Origin of the sequence: Nocardioides luteus (assembly GCF_015752315.1) — a bacterium.
In the GTDB taxonomy this organism is placed as follows: domain Bacteria; phylum Actinomycetota; class Actinomycetes; order Propionibacteriales; family Nocardioidaceae; genus Nocardioides.
The window spans coordinates 1,887,500-1,907,113 of the sequence record NZ_JADOVJ010000001.1 but is presented as its reverse complement, the minus strand read 5'-3'; the positions used below and the strand labels follow the sequence as shown (position 1 = coordinate 1,907,113).

Below are 19,614 nucleotides of genomic sequence, written 5' to 3'. Positions count from 1 at the left end.
GCCAGGTTACTTTCACTATCCGCAAGTAGCAGGGTCACATTATGCTTCCGCGCGTGAGCACCATGACGCGCGGACTCCAGGTCTTGGAGATACTCGCCGGGATGCGGCAGCCCGCGACGCTCGGCGCGATCGCAGCGCGGGCAGGCCTCTCGGAGTCCCAGACCTTTCGTGTCCTGAGAGCGCTCGAGAGCGACGGCTACGTCGATCATTTCGGCCGCTCCGGCTATCGCATCGGGAGCCGATCCCTGGCCCTGGCGACACTGGTCGGCCCCCGACCACAGCTCCTTCGGGCCGTCTACCCGGTGATCACTCGGCTGGCGACCGTCAGCAGACAGGCAGCGGTGCTTCACCTGCGCTCGGGCGCCCACCGCGTACTCGTTCTCGGCGTGCCCTCGCAGAGCGGACCGTTGCGGGAGCCACACGGCATTCTCGGCGAGAGGTCGCCCCTCGCCGTCGGCGCCAGCGGCCGGGCCATCTTGGCTCACCTGCCGGCCGACGAGGTCCGAGGCCTCGCCCCGGATGCGGCCACGCTGGAGAGGCTGGAGACCATCCGCGACCGCGGATATGAGACCTCCTACGAGGAGAACCATCCCGGCATCAACGGCATCTCGGCCCCGTTGCTGGCACAGGACAGCAGCGACCAGGTCGTCCTCGGCGCGATCTCGCTGGCCGGCGACGCTGCAGATCTGCCCAGGGAACGGTTGGAGGGGATGTCACGGATCCTGCTCGCCGCGTGCCAGGAACTGGCACCACGGCTGAGCAGGATCCTCGGCCCGCAAGCGAGCGCTACCGTCGATGCGCTCGACCTATGACTCCATCCCGCGAACCGCTGGGTGCCGCTCCAAGCGGAGGTACACCAGCAGGACCAGGCAGGCAAGCAGGGCTGCCCCTGGCATCATCAGACGCCACGAGGTGAGGTCGACGACCAGGCCAAGCACCGCCGGGCCTGATGCCGCGCCGACCGTGTAGGCCACTGCGTACAGACCCGTATAGACACCGGTCAGCCCCGGTTCGGGAGCCAGTTCCCACAGGGCGATCACGGCGTTGATGGCGAAGCAGGCGAACCCAACGGCCGCGATCGAGAACCCGAGCACCGCGACCGGCAGCGAGGTCGAGATGCCCCCGACGATCATCCCGACGATGAAGGTCATCAGCCCGCGCCGGATCATCCCGATGCACCCGTAACGACGGCTCAGGCGAGAGATCGGCACGGCTGCGAGGATGAATGCGGCCGCGCCGATCAGGGCAATCCCCCCGGCCTGCCCCCGCGTGACGTCGAGGACCTCGACTCCGTAGATCGTGAAGAGCGCACGCAGTGCCTGCCACACGCCGTTGAAGCCGATGATGCCGACCACCAGCAGCAGCCAGGGCCGGCCAGCGCGGGTGAGCAGGTCGGCGTAGAGCGCCCGGATCGAGGGCGATCGCGTGGATTCGACTTCCGTGCCTCGACCCTGGTCGACCTGGTCCCACCGCTGCTGCGACCGCAGACCTGCAGCCGCCGCCCACAGCACCAGGACCATGAGCACCGGCGGCACCACGAACGCCAGGTCAGGATGGTCGTCGACGAGGACAATGCTGATCACCGCCGAGGTCGCGACGGTCAACGCGGTCCCGAGCTTGACGAACCCATTCGCACGGGCCCGGAGACCCGGAGTGACGTAGTCGGCGAGAAGGGACTCGTTAACCGGCTTGTAGGCGTTCGCGATGCCGGCGAACAACACGATGCACACCACCAAGGCGATGAGATTAGGCGCGTGAGGCATCAGCGCAAACGGGATGGCGGCGAGCGGCGCTCCCACGACGACGTAGACGAGTCGGCCGCCGCGCCGCCGGACCCGGCGGTCGGAGACCAACCCCATCCACGGCTGGATGACGACTCCGAGCACGTTGTCCAGGCCCATCACCAAGCCGATCACCGCAGCACTACCAATATATCGGCGTAGCTCGACAGGCACCTGGGCGTCGTAGAAGTTCCACACCACCTCCTGGCCATAGATCGCCAACGCGATCAGGAAGACGACCCGAGCCGGGAGCCGCTCAGCGGATCGGGTAGTCGCAGCGAGAGAAGAACCAGTGGACATTCGGTGGCCTCACAGTCGGTAGATGGGACTGCGGAATCGTGACGCACGTCACCTTTGCGGCGCCTGCCCACTTGCGCCAGGAGAAAGTAAGCCAGCCTATGGCCTACGAGCGCTGTTCACGCACGACTGGCGCCTCCCCTGCGGGCGGAGGCCCAGGGAACCATTCGTCGGGTTCGGGCCACACGAACCCCTCCGGGATCGTGTAGGTCTCGAACGTCGTGGTCGTCGCACCTTCGGTGTCGAAGAACGCGAAGGCGTTGCTGTCCATGAACCTGCCTGCCTGCGAGCACCGGAATCCACGTCGGGCAAACTCCTCAGCCCGACTGTCCCATGCAGCCTCGCCACAGTCGAAGGCGAGATGGTGGACGCCTTCACCGTGGCTGTCCAGGAACTCGCGGATGATCGACGGCCCGTACAGCGGCTGCATGATCTCGAACGCGATGTCCCCGACATCGGCGAAGGCGACCTTGAGCGCCCAGTCGGCGGGCTCACCACCGTACTCACGGTCGGCCACACTGGACCCGTCGAAGGTGTAGACGCGCCACGGACCGATCCCGAGGCGGACCATTCCCTGCATGGTCCGCGAGCAGTCTTCCGTGGCGAAGCAGACCTCGATCAGGTCGCCGAGGAAGGTGTTGCTCATCGTGGAGGCACTCAACACCGTGGGCAAGGGGTCTGACGTGAACATGTGATCCTCTCGTACGTTCGTAGACCGGCCGACAGCCGGCACATTGCTTGATCTGTGGAGCCCATCGAAACCTGAGCTTCGGCGCCCGTGCCGCTACGTCGCCGTCTCGGCCATGCCGAGCGGCTCGGCCACCGCGGCACGACGTGCCAAGGCCAGGTAGAGGACACCAGCGACAAGCCCTCCCGACAGCCACGACAGGTCGGTGTTGTTCATCAGCCGGGCAAGCGGCCCCTGCATGACCGGCACCATGCCGTACTGCCATGCCCAGCCGGCGAGGATGCCGAACGCGAGGCTGACCATGCCGGCCTTGTTGATCGAACCGTAGGGCGAGTCCGCATCGTCGCGGTAGAGGTCGGCGACCTGGAGCCGCCCCCGGTGGATCACGAAGAAGTCCACGAGCACGATGGCGGCCCACGGGCTGATCCAGACCAGGATCGACACCATCCAGTGGTCAAAGGCATGGGCAAAGCTGTGAGCGCTGACGAAGACGACGAGCACGGCGGATGCGACGGCGCCGGCTACGAGCGTGACCTTCCAGCGCGTGGCGCGAACGCCGACCGAGAGCGCCGCGAGCGAGCAGGAGTAGAGGTTGAGGATGTTCGTGGCGACTGGCCCGTGCATGATCAGCAAGAGGACCGGGATGGCCAGCACACCGAAGGTCGCGATCACAAGCTCGGCGGGGTCACCTCCGTTGCCGGCGCTCGCAAGGCAGGCGCCGAGCACGGCGAGCCAGACGGTCGGGACGTACATTCCTGCGGCCGCGGCCCAGAAGACCGACTTGTCGGTCGCGTCCTTGCGTACGAAGCGGCTGTAGTCCGCCGAGTAGGGAATCCACGAGATGCCCCAGCCGACGCCGATCGCGGTGACGAGCTGCGTGATCGCGGTGACCTTGTCGGCGGTCGTGGTCGCCTGGCCGGTGGTCCAGTCGATGCTCACCTGCGACAGCGCCACGATGGTCATGATGACCATCACGACCGCGGTGGCGGGCACCGTGTACTTCTCGAAGGTACGGATGGCGTAGAAGCCATACAGGGCGAGGCCGAGCTGGGTCAGCATGATCACAGCCGCGACGACGTACTTGAGGACGACGCCGCCCTCGACGCCGAGCTCCGCGAGAACCCCGAGCGCAAGGTCGAGGACGACCCAGGTGTTGACGCCCACCCAGCCCATGGTGAGCAGCCCCTGGATCAGGCCAGGGACGACACTGCCGCGCCGCCCGAACGCCGCACGCCCCAGCACCATCTGGTTCACCGCAGTGCGGTGACCGATGACGTTGAACAGGCCGAAGAGCGCACAGCCGACGACGTTGCCGATCGCCACGACGAGGATGGTCTCGAGCAGGCTGAGACCCAGCACGATGCCGAGGGCGCCCAAGACCCAGTTGATCGGCGCCAGGTTCGCGCCGAACCAGATCCAGAACTGCTCTGTCGGCGTCGAGTCGCGGGACTCGGCGGGAATGGGGCCGATACCGTGGGCATCGAACGGCACTGCTTCGGTGTCGCCGGACGAGGCCGATGGCGGATTGGTCATGATGATCCTCCTGATGTGATGACCGCCACTGAATCACTGGCCCCGCATGGCCGTCAGTGGACATTCACACAGCATCTAGGCGTTCTCGCTGTACATTCTCATCGGCCGCGGGTCCGTGCGCGAGCACAGCAGAAAGGCGCCCGGCGGGAAGCCCGCCAGGCGCCATGGATGGCCTGCTTGGTGCAGTTGGACCGTCAGTCCGGATAGGTGTTCGGGTCGATCTCGGTGTGGGCCGGATAGACCTCACGTACGCCGCCGACCTCCGCCACACGAGCCGCGACGTCACGACACCTCTCGAAAGAGATGTCACCGCGATCGCGCGCCCACTCGACCAGACGTCGCACGACGGCCAACCGGCCCGGCCGCGCGGTGAGGAACGGATGCAGGCACAGGTTGAACAGGCAGCCGTACTCGCTCATCCCCTGGAGCTCGTCGCGCCACATGTCGAAGACCTTCGACGGCGCCTCGATGATGCCGCCGACGACAGGCTCGGGCAGGAAGGCGTACTGCTCCCAGTCGTCGAGCGACCAGTGGACCGGCAGCTCCACGACATCGGTGTCACCGAGCTTGAGCAGGTAGGGACGATCGTCCGCCATCATCGACGAGTCGTAGGACATGCCGTGCTCGGCCAACAGCTCCATCGTGGTGGAGGTCGTCTGCCACATGGCAGCGCGATATCCGGTCACCTCGATGCCCTGGCGCTCGAACACCGCAAGCGCTCGTTCGAAGTCGTCGCGCTGGGCCTGCTCCGACATCTCCGTCGCGGTCCGGTGGCTGTAGGAGTGATGTGCCACCTCATGCCCTCGCTCGATGATGCTCGCTGCCAGCCGAGGTCGCTTCTCAGCGACCCAGCCGGGGACGAAGAAGGTGGCCGGGACCTCGAGGTCGTCGAGCAGATCGAGGATCCGCGGCACTCCCACATCGGGCCCGTAAGCCTGGTGCGACATCGTGGTCAGGTGTCGGGAGTAGCGACCGCCCGCGGCGAGGACGGGAGTCTCGGCATCGACGTCGAACGTCAGGGTCGCCACCGCGGCGACCGTCCCGCGCCACGCCTCGCTGTTCATGCTCGACCTGCCTGTCGCCACCGGATGCTGGACTCGATTGTGACACTCGGCCTCAGCATCGCCGGGTCGAACTCGGACAGCTCCTCGCCGCTGGCCAGCCGACGCGGGAGGTCCGGGTTCGCGAGCGCCGCGTGGCCGATGGCCAGGAAGTCGGCGTGTCCCTCGGTCAGCACGCGTGCCGCCTGGTCCTGCTTGTGCATGCCACCGTTGGCGATGACCGGGAGCGCCGAGATCTCGCTTATCAGCCCGGTGACGGTCGAGCCGTCGTCGAGCTGAGCGGTTTCGAACCAGGACCGTCCTTCGCTCGCGACATGGATGTAGTGGGCGCCCGCCTTCGCGAGAGCCTCGGCGATGACGACGACGTCCTCGGCACCGCCCGACCAGCGATAGACCACGTCGTTGACCTTGGTCTGCGATACCCGGACGCCGACGGTGAAGCCCTCGGGCGCCTCCGCGGCGATCCTCTCGACGACCTCCGCGGTCAGTCGGATGCGGTTGGCTGTCGAGGCTCCGTAGTCGTCGGTCCGCCGGTTGGTGTACTCGGTGACGAACTGGTCGAGCAGATACCCGTTGGCGGCGTGCACCTCGATGCCGTCGAAGCCCGCCTCGGCGGCGTTGCGGGCAGCAGCGGCGAAACCCTCGACCACCTCGGCGATGTCGTCGCCGGTGGCCTCGCGCGGCAGCGGCCATGGACCACTGCCGCCGTACGCCGGCATCATGGTGCCGCGTGGCTGGACCGCCGACGGCGCCAACGTCTCCTCGCGGTGGGGGTTGCCCTGAGAGAGCGCACCGGCGTGCATGAGCTGGGCGACGATGCGGGCTCCCTGGGCATGCACCCGGTCGGTGACGGCTCGCCACCCGGCGACATGCTCCTGGGTGACCAGACCCGGCTGGTTCAGGTACCCCTGGCTGTACGCCGCATCGGGATAGATGCCCTCGGTGATGACGAGACCGAACCCACCTGCAGCGAACTCGGCGTAGTACTCGGCCATCAGCCCTGTGGGCACGCCCTCGGGCGTCGCTGAGATGCGTGTCATCGGCGCGACGACGAGCCGGTTGGCGAGATCCATCGAGCCCAGCGAGCGGGCCTGGAGAGCTGGGTGTCGGTCGGGGGTGTCGGTCATCGGACAGTTCCTATCTGTTCTCTTGGGGACGTTTGCTTGGGCATGTCGTCGAGCAGCCGGGCTGCCCGGATGACGTCGTGGTCGTGGCCAGCAGGCGCAGACACAAGGAAGCCGAGGCCCCGCCTGCGGCCGCTGCCTCGGGGCACGCTCACACCAGGCATGCCGAGATAGCTGAGGAGCATGGTCGTACGCAGGATCCGAGCGTTCCAGCGATCGAACGCGTCCGCCGAGGCGGTGACCACCGAGACCGCCGGCGGAGCATCACGGACCGTGGGGCACAGCAGCAGGGCGCCGTCGAGCTCGACCGCCACCCGCTGCCGCAGCTCGATCATCCGCGCACCCACCGGGCCGATGGTGGAAACAACGCCTGCCGCGACACGAAGCCGGCGAGCAACGGCGGGATCGAGCAACCCCTCCGTCGACGCGTGGAGAAGTCGGCCGTACTCGGTGAAGGCCTCGGCCGCGACCAGGGTCCCGTGACGGTCCATCAGTTCTTGGGCCTCGGCGAGCACGGGCAGACGACGCCGCTCGACTCGAACACCCTCGAGCCCGGCGACCTCCTCCACTGCCTCGCAGAACCAGGCAGCCACCTCGGGAGCCACGTCTGCGACCACCTCGTCGTCCGGCACCACCAACCGTGCTTGCCTGGGCGCCGCCTGAAGACCTGCAGATCCGGTACGCGGATCGAGAGCGGCGACAACGTAGGCAAGGTCTGCCGCGGTCGGAGTGAGGAAGCCGATGCTGTCCAAGGTGGGCGAGAGCCGCCGTACGCCTTGGCGGGAGAAGCGACCTTCGGATGCCTTGTAGCCGACGATCCCGCAGAACGCGGCCGGCACCCGGACCGACCCCGAGGTGTCGGTGCCAAGGGCCACGTCGACGTACCCCGAAGCGACCGCTGCCGCAGACCCCGAGGAGGACCCTCCGGTGATCAGCGGCTCGTCGCGCGAGAGGGGGTTGATCGGTGATCCGAAGTGCGGATTGGTCCCGATCCCCGAGAATGCGAGCTCGCTGAGGTTCGTCTTCCCGATCAGGACCGCGCCGCTCGCTCGCAGCGCATCGACGATCGTCGCGTCGCGAGCGGCCGGCGCCGACGACGCATTGGCAACCGACCCGTTCGTCGTGGGCACGCCGACCACGTCGATGCAGTCCTTGACAGCGACAGGAACGCCGTCGAGACGTCCGGCTGGACGGCCATCTCGCCAGCGACCTGTGGACGCCGCCGCCTGCTCGCGCGCCTCGTCGGCCAGCAGACGCGTGAACACATGCTCCTGGTCCAGGAGGCAGCGCAGAACGTCGTCGAGCGCGTCCGCCGGTGTGCCTTCCAGCCGACCGTATCTCGACATCGTCTCGGCGATCATGACGACGGCAGCCCGCCCACCTGGTCGAAGGACGGCCGCAGAAGCAGCTCGACATCACGGGGCGCGTGATGCGCACCGTTGGTCGGCGCCAGATCCTGCGGACAGGCCGAGAGCACCAGCACGAGCGGCTGGAGGGCACGCAGCGCGACGCGGTCGCCCGGGCGGCTCATCGGGGGCTCGATGACGAGGGTGCCGTCGCCGGCCACGGGGACGTTCATGAACAGGTTGAGGGGCTGGGGGACCTGACTCGGCAGCGGGACGGCCAGTTCCTGCAGCGCATCACGGAAGTTGGCCGCGCAGCTGTCGTGATGGCCGACGACGCCCAGCTGCCGGTATCGGGCCGGGTCACACGCCGGAATCAGGGTGTCGTGGCGACCTTCGGACGTGTCTGACTCGAGCAGCACCATCGGCTCCCGGTCGGAGTCGACCAAGACGTCCCCCTCCTGGACGGCCAGCTTGCCGGTCGCCATCCGGGTGTGGGCCATCGAGAGCACGGTCGACGGGTCGACGGGGCTGATCGCCCAGGTGTCGACCACCTGCTGGCCGTACAGGTTGACGATGGTGATCGAGTCACCGACACCGAGCCGGAAGGCCCGGCCGGTGCGCGCAACGAGGGTGATGGCGGTCAAGAGGGTCCCTTCAGTGACGTACTGGTCGAGCTCCTAGAAAACCCGCATCGGCATGCCCCAGTCATTGGAGATGTCAACAGACATGACCGCGACGGCAGTGGATAATCACATCCATGCTGTCGCTACGCCGCCTGCTGCAGCAGGCTGATCTCGAACTCACCCTGCTCGTTCCGGGCGACGGAGAGGGCGCTGATCGAGAGCTGCTCTGGCTGCACAACACCGAGCTGGCCGACCCGGGGCCGTACGTCCGTCCCGGTGAGCTGGTCCTCACCAACGGGGTCTGGCTCGACGAGGCCGACCCGACGTCCTTCGTCGACGCCGTACATCGCGCGGACGCCGCCGGCATCGTCTTCGGCCTGCGCAAGGAGACCCCCGCCACCCCGCCTGAGCTGATCGAGGCATGTAGGAGAGCCGGAATGCCGCTCGCGGAGATCTCCGTCGAGGTGCCCTTCACCGCAGTCACCCGAGCAGCGGCGACACTACTCGCGGAATCGCGTCTCAGCGACCTCTCCGGGACCGTACGTCGCACCGGAGCTTTGGCCTCGGCGATCTCGCGCGGGGCGGGAGCGGCCGGGATCCTCCAGGTGGTACGACGAGAGCACGACCTCCCACTGGTCGTGGTCGACCGGACGGGCCGCCAACTCGCCAGTGTGAACGCCAGCCTCTCCCCCGCCCAGCTGAGAGACGCTACGCGCGCACTGACTCGACACCCACCTCCCCTCGAGGCCGACCTCGACGGGACGACGGCCTCGATCTTCCTCGTCACCGCCGTCGCCGACGTCGAGGCAGGCCTCTTCTGCCTCCGGCGCTACAAGGAGCTGCTGCCCGACGAGGTGACGGCCCTCGAGCAGGCCGGCACCTACCTCAGCCTCGAAGCAGCCAAGCAACAGGCCGTGCACGCGATCGAGCAGCGATTCGCAGCAGAGGTCCTCGACATGGTCCAGGCGGGATCCACCCGGGATACCGATGCCGCCGAACGCCTGCGCGCCTTCGGCGTCGATCCGACCAGTCCGGTGGCGGTCCTGGCGATCGCAGGGCCGTCCACTGGCACTGGACAGATCTCGCACGACGCCGAGGCGGTCACCGACCTCCTCCTCGACCAGGGACTCGCCTCCCTGGTCACCGGCGGGTCACGGGAGACGATCGCGTTCGTCTCCTGGCCGAGAGCAGAGCGGAGGTCGCTTCGCACCGTCGGCGAGGAGCTGCAACGCAGGCTCTCCCGTGCCCGCGACTCAGGCCGCGCCCTGGTCGCGATCGGTGGCGTGAGCCCGACCTCTGTCGGCCTCGGCGTCATCCTCATGCAGGCCCGAGAGACGTACCGCGCCATGCAGGCACAGCCGGACGGGCCGGTGGTGCAGGAGTTCGGCGACGTCGACAGCCACCGGCTGCTGCTCGCGATGCTCGAGCGCGAGACGCTCGCCCGGTTCGCCCGCGGCGTACTGGGCGAGCTTCGAGCACAGGACCGCAACCGGGACCTCGAATCCACGCTCCGCGCGTTCCTGGAGCTCGACGGTCACTACGGAGCCACAGCTGACCGGCTGCACATCCACGTCAACACGCTCCGCAACAGACTGGCGAAACTCACCGAGCTCACGCATCGGGACGTAAGGACCACCGCCGGCAGAGTCGATCTCTTTCTCGCCCTCCAGGCCGACGCGCTCACCTGACCTGTTTGAGCCCGGCCTCGCAGCGCGCTTGCTTCAAGGCACGCGGGGCCTCAAAGCGACTCCTACCAGACCGTGGAAACCTTGTCAGCCAAGGCCTCACCCTGTGCCCAGCCGGCCTGCGCTGCGGCCGCACGGCGTTCGGGGTCGTAAGGGTTCGGGCCGATAGCCTCAATGCTGTATTCGTTCGGTGTGATGAGACAGACCTCGGCATGCTCAGCCAGCGAATCGGCGTCTGCTACGGCGCCGGGAATCTGCCCGTAACCGGCAGGCATCGGCGCGAGGATGACGATTCGGTCATGCCCGGCAGCTCGGCGCGCGTTCGTGGTGGAGACCATGCCGCCGTCCACCCAGAAACGGCCCTGGAAGTTTTCGATCGGCCAGACGCCAGGGACCGCCCCGCTGGCAGCGACCGCGTTGGCGAGCGGAACACCCGAGTTCGCGTCGAACAAGTGAAGCTCCCCGGTGTCGGCGTCGATCGCGGTCACCTTCAGAGTCGTGGGCCAGTCATCGGCAACCAGACGCGAGGCGACGACCCTGCGCCGGACGGCCGCTGGAACAGGTTCCGGGTCTGCTTTGGAGATCCGGCCCATCGCCGCGCCGACCTTCCTTGGATCATCACCGCCCTCCTCGAGCGCGTCCCACCAAGCCGCCATCGTCGCCTCGGACGCCGCGACGTCCACCTCGTTGTCGTCAGGCGCCAGCTGAGCGCCGTACAACTTGTGCAGGTCGTAGCCGCTGGCGACCGCAACACCGACAAATGATCCGGCTGAGGTTCCGATGATCGAGGTCGCCCTGTTCCAGTCGATTCCTCGAGAGCGGAGCCCGTCGAGAACACCGACTTCCCAGGCGATGCCCGTCACTCCGCCCCCGCCGAGCACAAGTGCCCGTGAGGACGATCGAGTGGAATCTGACATAGGAACTCCTCGCTTCGCGTGACTTCGGGAACTACTCAGGATGCAGTCGGCTCATCCGCCCCGAGCCTGATCCAATCAGAGCCGATTCGGCGTAATGGACTCGTCCACAACCTTTTCCTCTGGCCCGTCGGGCATGCAACGCAGGTATTGACAGCCAATCTCGGCTTCCGTTACAAAACTGAGTCTATCAGACTCCATTTAAGGGGCGTGACGATGACCATCTACACCGCAACGAAGCCTGACAGGACAGCAGACTCGGCCACCATGTGTCGGAGCCTGCCGATGATGCGCCGTTCCCGGAGGGGCTGAGCCATGGAGACACCGGGAATCGACTCGACGGGACTGCCCGCCTCCCCGACAGCGGAGGCGCCGGCGCTCGAGCGTAGTGCCGTCAGCCTCGCGGCGAGCACGATCATGGCGATCGCGGCGTCAGCACCTGGCCAAGCCACTGCCCTCGCCATCGGTCCACTCATCGTCGCCTCGGCATACGGTGGTGGCGTCGCCGTGCTGCTCACAACTGCGGTGATGCTGGCCATCGCTCTTGCCTACCAGCGGCTCAATCTATGGGAGCAAGACACCGGCGGCGCCTTCACCTGGGTTGCACGGGCGGTCCATCCGTACTTCGGCTTCCTCGTCGGATGGACGATGCTCGCCGCATTCGTCCTGGCCACGATCAGCGACATTCTCCCGATCGGCCCCGCCGTGCTCACGATGCTCGGCGTCGCTGACACGTCGAGCGCCATCGGCGAGATCATCTCGGCGACGCTCCTCGGCGGGGCTGTCACTGCGACAGCCGTCTACGGGATGCGCGCAAGCGCCCGATTCCAACTGATCATCGCGGCGATCGAGTACTCCATCCTCGCCGGCTTCTGCATCGCTGGTGTGGTCGTGGTGTTCATCCAGCAGCGCGAGGGCACGGTGCAACCTTCCTGGGAGTGGTTCTCCCTCTCCGGTGTCGGGGGCGAGGGCAGCCTTGTGGCCGGAATGCTGCTCGCGGTCTATCTGTTCGCGGCGTGGGACACCGCGATCTACATCAGCGAAGAGACCGAGCGACCGGAGACCAATCCCGGCAACGCGGGACTGATCGCCGTCGCCATCCTCGGTGTCATCTACACCACGATGATCATCACGCTGCAGGGCGCTGCCCCGCGCTCGGGCATCGAGGAAGCCGGCGAGTCCGCCCTCGTGTTCATCGCAGGCGAACTCGTCGGAGAGCCATGGGACAAACTGATGGCGCTCGCCATCGTCCTATCGATCCTCGGAACGACGCAAGCATGCCTCGTCTCGGCGGCGCGCATCTCCTACTCGATGGGCAGGGACCGCGTCCTGCCGAAGATCCTCGGCAAGATCGATCCGCGTCGTCATACGCCCGCCGTGGCGACCACGATCTTCGGCGCCGCTGCGATCGTCGGTTGTTGGCTTTACGTGTCGCTGTCCAGCGTCGCAGGGGCATTCGACACCGCGCTGGGAACCGTCGGCGTCCTCTTCGCCCTGTTCTACGCTGCGACCGCAGTCACCATGACGTGGTACTACCGCCGGCTGCTTACCCGCAGCTTCACGGACGCGTTGCTCGTAGGCGTCCTTCCCGTCGCAGCGGCAGCCGTCCTCGCCTACATCGCCATCCTGTCCATAGGTGACCTGACCGCCGCCTCGAAGTGGACTCTCGCTGGGATAGGTGCCGTCGGGGTCCTCGCGCTCATCGTCGGAGCCTACGTTCGGCGCGTCCCGTACTTCCGCACCGAGCGGGAGACCTACGAGCCCTGATGGCGGCAACCACCGCGCCCCTGTCGACGCGACGTGCTAGAAAGGATCACTTAGTACGCCATTGAGTCGAGCAGATTCGCGGCGTCCGCACGACTCACCCGACGTCACGGAGAACGCACGATGGAGAACCTGACGCTACTCGACCGAGCCAGGGGGCGTGCTGGCGTGCCTCCCCCGGACGTAGATGCAAATCGATATGTCGAGGATCTGGTCCGGCGAGAGATCCGTCTTGGATTGCTGCCACCTGGGTCATCGCTGCCCTCCGAGCGTGAGCTCGCCGAGCTGCTCGGTGTCGGCCGCACCCCGGTGCAGAACGCGCTCAAGCAGCTACAGAGCGAAGGCCTCATCGAGCGGCGCCGTGGGCGCAACGGTGGGGCGTTCGTACGTGGCGCGAGCGATGATGAGCTCAGGTTTCGCGAAGTCATCGCGCTCGCCATCGACAAGCGTGACGAGATCCGTCACGCGATGGAGTACCGCCTCCTGGTGGAGCCACTGGTGGCGAGGCTTGCCGGCGAGCGCCGCACCGCCGGCGAGCTCGAGCAACTGACGGTGGCACACTCGGCGCTGCAAGAGGCCGCTGATGACGCGGCCTTCATGAGAAGCGATGCTGTGTTCCACCTGACGTTGGCCAACATCACTGCCAACCCATTCCTCGTCGAAGGGATCGAGGAGGCCCGGCAGTGCTGTCACCCCGCGCTCGCTCTGCTGCCCGAGAGTGGAGCGTTCCACGACGCGACGATCGAGGAGCACAGCGCCATCCTGACTGCCGTTGAGGCCGGCAGGCCGGAGACCGCAGAAAGTGCCATGCGGATCCACCTCCAACGAAGCACGTGGAGCGTGGAGAAGCTCTTGTCGTCCTTGAAGCAGCGCACCATCGCGACTTCGTAAGGCCCAGGAGAAGCGCCTTCGGGGCCAGCAAAGCGTTCGCCGGCCCCGAAGGCGCTGTCATCTTGCCGCGTTCCGGGTCAGAAGGCCGTGTACACCTTGAAGACGGTCTCCTTGATGTCCCAGAGGCCGGTCCAGCCGCGAGGGAAGACAGCGCTGTCGCCGGCCTTGATCTCGTAGAGCTCACCGCCGTCCTCGGTGACGACCATGCGGCCCGACAGCATCGTGATCGACTCGTTGGTCTCGAAGACCCAGCGGGAGGGCCCGGGCTCACACTCCCAGAGGCCGACCTCGAGCACGCCGTCGCCTTCCCAAAGCTTCTTCCCCGCGGTCCGCATGGGCGCTCCGGTCGCCTCGGGTAGCGGGCCCCAGTCCTCGAGCTCGATGTCACGCGCGTCCGTGATCACCACGGTGGGAATGGATGGGGTCGTTGTCATCGTCAGTGTCTCCTTCTCTTGGTTCGATCTTCGTGCGGGATGGTTCGTCGTCCGACTAGCGGTGCAGCCGAAGCGGCAGCGTCCAGTAGTGCCGTGAGGCGTCGGTGTTCTTCATCAGCGGAGGAGACTCGAGCTCGATCCGGGAGTACCGCGCGGCGATGCGCTCCCAGACGACACGGATCTCGGCCTCTGCCAGGAGGCGGCCCTGGCAGGTGTGCGTACCGAAGCTGAAGGTGAGGTTCCGCGATTGCTCGGGCGGCCGTGTGTAGTCGAACTCGTGAGGGTTGTCGTAGACCTCCGGGTCACGATTGGCCGCACCGAGCAGCAGCCTGAGCGACGTCCCTGCGGGAACGTGTACGCCGCGAATGACCAGGTCTTCGGTGGTCGCCCGGGTCACCACCGGCTCCGGCGCGTCGAACCGGACGAGCTCGCTCAGAATCGCCTGCCGAGACTCCGGATCGCCCCGGAACACGTCGTAGACATCAGGTCGGCGCGTGAACAGGTGGAGGCCGGAGGAGATGAGGTAGCTCGCGTCCATGTGGCCCACGAAGTAGAAGAACAGCGCCGTCGCGAAGACCTCCTCCTCGCTCATCTCCCCGGTGTCCTGCAGGCCCAGCAGGTAGCTCAGCAGACCGTCGTTGGGATGCGCCCTGGCGTGCTCGATGAGCTCCGCCGTGCGGCTTCGTAGGTAGCGGTGGGCACGCTCGCACTCCTCGAAGTCGGCCGCATCAGGAACCGCGCTGAGCACCGGCATCGTCTGGCGCATGTAGCGACGTACGTTGTCGATCTCGTCCTCTGGAACCTGCAGCACCCGACAGATCGTGCGATGCGTCGCTTCGACGGCGAGATCGGAGCCGTCCACGAGGCCGTCGTCACCGATGCGATCCAGGATCTCGTCGGTGATGGATGCCGTGATCTTCACCCACTCCCGGATCTGCTTGGGCGTGAGCCACTTGCTCGTCAGGCGTCGCAGTCGGGTGTGCTCGGGCTCATCGTGGCCGAGCGCCATGTCCATGAGGATGCTCCAGGCTCCGGCCTTCCCCCACTCGGGCCGGATCACCACAGAAGGCAGTCGCCCGTAGTGCATGAGGTCGTCGTACTTGGTCAGGACGATGGTGCCGTCCTCGTCTCTGGTGACCGGTGCCTCGGCCTGGGCACGCGCGTAGAAGGGGTAGGGGTTCTCCCGGAGCGCAGGGTCTTTCCACGGGAAGTAGTCGGCCGCGCGTGGACAGTCCGTCGTCGTACCGGTGACCGTCCCGACCCCGCGTTCGGCTGCAGGCGTGCTGAAGATGTTCATCTCGTTCTCGTCCTCTCGATCGGTTGTCAGGAGACGCTCTCGACTTCGGAACCCTCGGCGCGGCCGAGCCTCGCGAAGATCTCCGGCTTGAACTGCCGGAAGTACACGGCCAGCAGTGAGCCACCGACGAGGAAGGCGGCGAGCACCACCAGCAGGCCGAGGTTCTGGCCCGGCGGGCCACCGACCACGAGCTCGAAGTTCAGTACCGCGAACACCACCGTCGCGCCGAGAGCCACGACGGCCAGGCCAGGTGCACCGAAACACTTGAACCAGTGCGCGCCGGCGAGCGCCGGCTCACGGCCGAACCACACGATGACCGACAGACTGACCAGAGTCATCAGGACCAGGACTCCGACGGTGCCGAGACCGAAGAGCTGCGCGTCCAGACCGATGCCGGTCGTGTTCCCGAGCCCAAGCGGCACCAGCACGAGAGCGACGACGGCCGCCACCACGACCGAGGCGCGGTACGGCGAGGCATGCCTCGGGTGGACCTTTGCCAGCGCCGCCGGCAGGGCCTGGTCGCGGCCGAGGTTGTAGGTATAGCGAGACGTCACGTTGTGGACCGAGATCGCCGCCGCGAGCTCGGACGTGATGATGAAGACGAAGGTCAGGTCACTGAACATCGGGGCCGCGAACTGGCCGATGGCATCGGCGAACATCGACTTCGGCGAGTCCGTGGCGGCCTGCACCGCACCATCGCCGTACGCCGTCGTCAGCAGGTAGCAGGACAGGATGTAGAGCGTGCCGACGAACAGGACGGCGCCGTACGTCGCGCGCGGGATGGTCCGGTCGGGATCGCGGACCTCGTCGCGGAACAGCGCCGTCGCCTCGAAGCCCAGGAAGATCATGATGGCGAACAGCAGCGCCAAGCTCACATCGCCTTGGGACAGTGTGGACGGAGTGATGGGATCGGCCGAGTATCCGTTCGGTCCGCCGCCACGTGCGAGCACAGCGAGGTTGAAGATCATCACGATCGCGACCTCCAAGGCCATCGCGACGGTGAGGATCTTGGCCGACACCTCGATGTGGAAATAGCACAGCACGCTGACGAGTGCCCAGGACAGAGCTGCCCACACCCACCAGGGCGTGGTGGGTCCGCCCTGGCTGTTGATGAACTCTGTGACGAAGAGTCCGGTGAACACGTAGCACCCGCTCAGGATGAGCAGGTACGCAGCCAATGCCAGGAAGGCGCCGCCCAGCCCGACCACCTTGCCCAAGCCGGCGCTGATGAACGCATAGAAGGAGCCCGGCCTCGGGATGCTCTTCGTCATCGTGACGTACCCGACGGCGAACAAGAGCATGAGCACGGTGGCGAAGACGAAGACGAGCGTGGCGCCCTCGCCGCCGAGAATGATCGTGAAGGGGATGAAGCCCGCCACCGCTGCGATCGGGGCGGAGAATGCGAGGACGGTGAGCATGAGCGGCGCAACGCCCATGCGACCCGAGAGCTCGGCGTGTCCGTGTGCGGGGGCATTGGGTGACGTCGGCGGCGTCTCCCCCGCCAGTTTGTTGTCGGTCATTTCGGTCTCCTTGTGAGGGTGCGTGGCGATCAAGCCCGCTCGGGGGCGAAGACGTCGTCGATCCAGCTGACCGCGGCCTCGGAGGCGTCGAGTCCGGTGGCGGCGTCATGGTGACCGGTTTCTCCGATCTGCTCGGCCCCGAGACCGATGAAGGTGTCGACCAGGGCCGCGATGCCCCGGTTGAAAGTCTCGTACGTGCTGTCGCCGAGGCCGAACGCCGCGAAACGAGTCGACGAAAGGTTCGGGCTCGCGGCATCCAGCGCCTCGAAGAAGGGCAGCGCCCCGACCGGCAGCTCGCCCTCGCCATACGTGGAGGTGATCAAGATGACGAGCTCCTGGTGGCTGAGCTCGTCGACCGGGTATTCATCCATGGCGAAGACCTCGCCCGCGATTCCCCGGTCACGGAGAGCATCGCCGACGTCTTCCGCGACCATCTCGGAGTTGCCGCTCTCGGTCCCGTAGAGGATTGTTGCTGCGTTCATGCGTTGGCCTTCCTGTCCGCGACGAGGAGCATCTCGTCGAGCTTGGTGATCTTCAGACGGCAGCGCTGCGGGGGCGCGGACTGCCGCTCCGCCTCGTCGATCCGCTGCCAGTCGGCAAAGTCGACGATGCGGTCGCTGAGGAGCGAGCCGACCGCGCGGAACCCTGGCCGGGATGCTTGGAGCCGACCCATCGCGAAGTCCTGGATGATGGTGGCTGCCACGTCCTGGGCATGCCGGCGGTTCTCCGCGATCGTTCCCTTCGCTCCGCGCGCCAACCATCCGACGCGGTACACGTTCACGCCGGACCAGCTCTCGGTGGGGCCGCTTGGATCATCCGCGCTGTCGTGCGTGAACCCGATGGCCGTGATGACGGTGTCCACAGCCAGCTCGACCGGCTGGGAATCGACGGTCGTGGCTCGTACGAGTGCCTTGCCGTTGCGATGATCGATCGCCTCCGGAACACAGCCGAAGTGCAGACGTACCTGCGTGGGGTGCTCCGCAGAGACACCCGCGCCGGCAGCTTGCGTGTGGGCACGCAGGAGCTCCGCTGCCGGTCCGCAGTCGTCCGGGCGTAGACCGGTGACCTCGACGTGCGCGTTCGGCAGAGCGAGGAGCTCGCGCAGCATCGCCACGTCGCACTTCGCCCGTTCGACACCAGATCTGCTGATCACATCGACGGTCGAAGGTGGTGTCGGGCGCAGCTCGTGGAGCGAGATGTCGTCGATGTCGGTGCCGACAAGGTCGGCGGTCGGCTTGACGAGCAGCCGGAGCACGTCGATCGCGACGTTACCGAGTCCGACCACCGCCAGGTGGCGGCCCAGCGAGACGTGCCGGCCGTGGTCATCGCGGCCGAGGACGTCGACGGGATACCCGTTGAGAGTACGCAGCAACGCCCCGGCGCCGAGGACGCGGGCGTGTGCGTCCTGGCGGATCCCCAGCGGGCGGTCCAGGGGCAGGCCGGTCGCCAGCACCACGGCGTCGAAGGAGCGCGCCAGAACCTCGAAGTCGATGTCGCGACCGATGGCGACGTTGCCGGCGAAGCGCACGCCCGCCCGGGTGAACAGCCGGTCGAACTGCCGCGTGACGCCTTTGGTCCCTTGGTGGTCGGCTGCCACCCCGTAGCGGACGAGCCCGTACGGAGTCGGCATCGACTCGAACACGGTGATCTCCGCACCAGGCATCCCCTTCGCCAGGAACTGGGCGGTGTAACAGCCCGACGGGCCGCTACCGATGATAGCCACCGTCGGCGGCGTGCTGTTCGCATCCAACATGATTCATCCTCAGGAGTAGACCTGCGACAAACTCGGACCAGAGACGCGACTTCAGTCGTGTCTTATCGACGTTATTCCCGCCCGCCGGGCTCGTCAAGAGACGCAACCTCGGTTTTACAAACCCCCATCGCGACTCTGGTCGCGTTAACCTGTTAGCGTCATGGGAGAAAGTGGACTGTGATCGCGGGTCGACAGCGGCCCCGGCGGCGGTCCGTAGAGCGGAACAGGGGAGGATCGTTGACCGCGGGGTCTCTGAGCGCAACTGTCGGCAACACCTGGCATCATCCGTTGGCCGGCGGACTTCGAAAGGTCCCCTTGCAGGAGCGCTCGCGCGCGATGGTCAATCAGGTCCTGTCGATCGCCGCCGACCTGGTCGAGGAAGTCGGCTTCGAGGCCGTGGTGAAGTCACCGACGCTTCTGCTGGACAAGTCCGGCGTCAGCCGAGGTTCCTTCTACGCCTTCTTCGAATCGCCCGCCAGCGTGCTCGACGAACTCGCCTACCAGAGGATCCTGCAGTCGGTCGGCGATCTGGAGGTGGCCCTCGAGAACCGCACCGGGAAGCGATGGACCGCCATCATCGACATCCTCGTCGACTATTACGTGGAAGAGCACCGGGTTCCACTCATAAGAGAGCTCTGGGTTCGTCAGAACCTCACCCAGAGAGCACGCGAGCTGGACCTCTTGGCGATCGAGGACATCGCCGAGCTGCTCGTGGCTCAGTTCCGCTCGTACGCGCCTCTGTTCACCGACCTGACGCATCTGCAGTGCGCGGTCGCCATCCACAGTCTCGAACGTCTGTGCCAGTTCGCTTTCCTCGATGACCCCTCGGGCGACCCCGCCGTGATCCAAGAAGCACGCAGCATGCTCTTGAACTACTTCGCCGGCCTCTCCGGGGAGTAGCCG

The 19,614-nt window shown here is 66.7% G+C and carries 18 protein-coding genes; 5 read left to right on the top strand and 13 right to left on the bottom strand.

Features of this window, described 5'->3' with window-relative positions:
* Window positions 1–62: 62 nt before the first annotated feature.
* Window positions 63–812, top strand: a complete 750-nt coding sequence (locus HD557_RS09135) for an IclR family transcriptional regulator (RefSeq protein WP_231380956.1) — start codon at window positions 63–65, stop codon at window positions 810–812.
* Here the strand turns inward: HD557_RS09135 and HD557_RS09130 are convergent.
* The 7 genes from HD557_RS09130 to HD557_RS09100 all read right to left on the bottom strand — a co-directional run bounded on the left by HD557_RS09130 (window position 807) and on the right by HD557_RS09100 (window position 8,474).
* Window positions 807–2,081 (bottom strand): MFS transporter, encoded by a 1,275-nt coding sequence (locus tag HD557_RS09130; RefSeq protein ID WP_269210634.1) that lies wholly within the window; start codon window positions 2,079–2,081, stop codon window positions 807–809. The two genes, HD557_RS09135 and HD557_RS09130, sit on opposite strands and share 6 nt — an antisense overlap.
* Before the next feature lie 103 nt (window positions 2,082–2,184).
* Window positions 2,185–2,724, bottom strand: a complete 540-nt coding sequence (locus HD557_RS09125; RefSeq protein WP_196873664.1) for a VOC family protein — start codon at window positions 2,722–2,724, stop codon at window positions 2,185–2,187.
* Window positions 2,725–2,862: 138 nt separating this feature from the next.
* Window positions 2,863–4,299 (bottom strand): cytosine permease, encoded by a 1,437-nt coding sequence (locus HD557_RS09120; protein WP_196873663.1) that lies wholly within the window; start codon window positions 4,297–4,299, stop codon window positions 2,863–2,865.
* A 194-nt stretch (window positions 4,300–4,493) separates the two neighbouring features.
* Window positions 4,494–5,363: a polysaccharide deacetylase family protein gene (locus HD557_RS09115; protein ID WP_196873662.1), complete on the bottom strand. Its 870-nt coding sequence runs from the start codon at window positions 5,361–5,363 to the stop codon at window positions 4,494–4,496.
* Window positions 5,360–6,487 carry an oxidoreductase gene (locus HD557_RS09110; protein ID WP_196873661.1) on the bottom strand — a complete coding sequence of 376 codons (1,128 nt, stop codon included), beginning with the start codon at window positions 6,485–6,487 and terminating at the stop codon, window positions 5,360–5,362. Before HD557_RS09110 ends, HD557_RS09115 begins: the two co-directional genes overlap by 4 nt.
* On the bottom strand, window positions 6,484–7,830 hold the full coding sequence (locus HD557_RS09105; protein WP_196873660.1) for an amidase family protein: 1,347 nt from the start codon (window positions 7,828–7,830) through the stop codon (window positions 6,484–6,486). Before HD557_RS09105 ends, HD557_RS09110 begins: the two co-directional genes overlap by 4 nt.
* An 11-nt stretch (window positions 7,831–7,841) precedes the next feature.
* Window positions 7,842–8,474 (bottom strand): DUF1989 domain-containing protein, encoded by a 633-nt coding sequence (locus tag HD557_RS09100; protein WP_196873659.1) that lies wholly within the window; start codon window positions 8,472–8,474, stop codon window positions 7,842–7,844.
* A gap of 113 nt (window positions 8,475–8,587) precedes the next feature.
* On the opposite strand from HD557_RS09100, the gene HD557_RS09095 reads away from it, so the two are divergent.
* A complete protein-coding gene (locus HD557_RS09095) occupies window positions 8,588–10,141 on the top strand; it encodes a PucR family transcriptional regulator (protein WP_196873658.1) in 1,554 nt (517 codons plus the stop codon).
* Window positions 10,142–10,203: 62 nt separating this feature from the next.
* On the opposite strand, the gene HD557_RS09090 is transcribed toward HD557_RS09095, so the two are convergent.
* Entirely contained in the window at window positions 10,204–11,055 is an 852-nt protein-coding gene (locus tag HD557_RS09090; RefSeq protein ID WP_231380237.1) for a patatin-like phospholipase family protein, read from the bottom strand.
* A gap of 312 nt (window positions 11,056–11,367) precedes the next feature.
* Between HD557_RS09090 and HD557_RS09085 the strand changes: the two genes are divergently transcribed.
* Entirely contained in the window at window positions 11,368–12,819 is a 1,452-nt protein-coding gene (locus tag HD557_RS09085) for an APC family permease (protein ID WP_196873656.1), read from the top strand.
* 120 nt (window positions 12,820–12,939) lie between these two features.
* Window positions 12,940–13,707, top strand: coding sequence for a FadR/GntR family transcriptional regulator (locus HD557_RS09080; protein WP_196873655.1), 768 nt, complete (start codon window positions 12,940–12,942; stop codon window positions 13,705–13,707).
* 77 nt (window positions 13,708–13,784) lie between these two features.
* On the opposite strand, the gene HD557_RS09075 is transcribed toward HD557_RS09080, so the two are convergent.
* The 5 genes from HD557_RS09075 to HD557_RS09055 are packed head-to-tail and all read right to left on the bottom strand — an operon-like array spanning window position 13,785 to window position 18,711.
* Window positions 13,785–14,141, bottom strand: a complete 357-nt coding sequence (locus HD557_RS09075; RefSeq protein WP_196873654.1) for a cupin domain-containing protein — start codon at window positions 14,139–14,141, stop codon at window positions 13,785–13,787.
* A 55-nt stretch (window positions 14,142–14,196) separates the two neighbouring features.
* Window positions 14,197–15,438 carry a cytochrome P450 gene (locus HD557_RS09070; protein ID WP_196873653.1) on the bottom strand — a complete coding sequence of 414 codons (1,242 nt, stop codon included), beginning with the start codon at window positions 15,436–15,438 and terminating at the stop codon, window positions 14,197–14,199.
* A gap of 26 nt (window positions 15,439–15,464) precedes the next feature.
* Window positions 15,465–16,958, bottom strand: coding sequence for an APC family permease (locus HD557_RS09065; RefSeq protein ID WP_196873652.1), 1,494 nt, complete (start codon window positions 16,956–16,958; stop codon window positions 15,465–15,467).
* Window positions 16,959–16,987: 29 nt separating this feature from the next.
* Window positions 16,988–17,440, bottom strand: a complete 453-nt coding sequence (locus tag HD557_RS09060; protein ID WP_196873651.1) for a flavodoxin domain-containing protein — start codon at window positions 17,438–17,440, stop codon at window positions 16,988–16,990.
* On the bottom strand, window positions 17,437–18,711 hold the full coding sequence (locus tag HD557_RS09055) for an FAD-dependent oxidoreductase (protein WP_196873650.1): 1,275 nt from the start codon (window positions 18,709–18,711) through the stop codon (window positions 17,437–17,439). Before HD557_RS09055 ends, HD557_RS09060 begins: the two co-directional genes overlap by 4 nt.
* A 237-nt stretch (window positions 18,712–18,948) precedes the next feature.
* Here HD557_RS09055 and HD557_RS09050 point away from each other — a divergent pair, with 237 nt between their 5' ends.
* A complete protein-coding gene (locus tag HD557_RS09050; protein ID WP_196873649.1) occupies window positions 18,949–19,611 on the top strand; it encodes a TetR/AcrR family transcriptional regulator in 663 nt (220 codons plus the stop codon).
* The last annotated feature ends 3 nt before the right edge of the window (window positions 19,612–19,614 follow it).

Bases quoted from the DNA above. Each gene is read 5' to 3' on its own strand.
- HD557_RS09085 (WP_196873656.1), top strand. From the start codon at position 11,368: ATGGAGACACCGGGAATCGACTCGACGGGACTGCCCGCCTCCCCGACA.
- HD557_RS09070 (WP_196873653.1), bottom strand. From the start codon at position 15,438: ATGAACATCTTCAGCACGCCTGCAGCCGAACGCGGGGTCGGGACGGTC.
- HD557_RS09125 (WP_196873664.1), bottom strand. From the start codon at position 2,724: ATGAGCAACACCTTCCTCGGCGACCTGATCGAGGTCTGCTTCGCCACG.
- HD557_RS09065 (WP_196873652.1), bottom strand. From the start codon at position 16,958: ATGACCGACAACAAACTGGCGGGGGAGACGCCGCCGACGTCACCCAAT.
- HD557_RS09105 (WP_196873660.1), bottom strand. From the start codon at position 7,830: ATGTCGAGATACGGTCGGCTGGAAGGCACACCGGCGGACGCGCTCGAC.
- HD557_RS09075 (WP_196873654.1), bottom strand. From the start codon at position 14,141: ATGACAACGACCCCATCCATTCCCACCGTGGTGATCACGGACGCGCGT.
- HD557_RS09115 (WP_196873662.1), bottom strand. From the start codon at position 5,363: ATGAACAGCGAGGCGTGGCGCGGGACGGTCGCCGCGGTGGCGACCCTG.
- HD557_RS09135 (WP_231380956.1), top strand. From the start codon at position 63: ATGACGCGCGGACTCCAGGTCTTGGAGATACTCGCCGGGATGCGGCAG.
- HD557_RS09090 (WP_231380237.1), bottom strand. From the start codon at position 11,055: ATGTCAGATTCCACTCGATCGTCCTCACGGGCACTTGTGCTCGGCGGG.
- HD557_RS09120 (WP_196873663.1), bottom strand. From the start codon at position 4,299: ATGACCAATCCGCCATCGGCCTCGTCCGGCGACACCGAAGCAGTGCCG.
- HD557_RS09055 (WP_196873650.1), bottom strand. From the start codon at position 18,711: ATGTTGGATGCGAACAGCACGCCGCCGACGGTGGCTATCATCGGTAGC.
- HD557_RS09130 (WP_269210634.1), bottom strand. From the start codon at position 2,081: ATGTCCACTGGTTCTTCTCTCGCTGCGACTACCCGATCCGCTGAGCGG.
- HD557_RS09095 (WP_196873658.1), top strand. From the start codon at position 8,588: ATGCTGTCGCTACGCCGCCTGCTGCAGCAGGCTGATCTCGAACTCACC.
- HD557_RS09060 (WP_196873651.1), bottom strand. From the start codon at position 17,440: ATGAACGCAGCAACAATCCTCTACGGGACCGAGAGCGGCAACTCCGAG.
- HD557_RS09110 (WP_196873661.1), bottom strand. From the start codon at position 6,487: ATGACCGACACCCCCGACCGACACCCAGCTCTCCAGGCCCGCTCGCTG.
- HD557_RS09080 (WP_196873655.1), top strand. From the start codon at position 12,940: ATGGAGAACCTGACGCTACTCGACCGAGCCAGGGGGCGTGCTGGCGTG.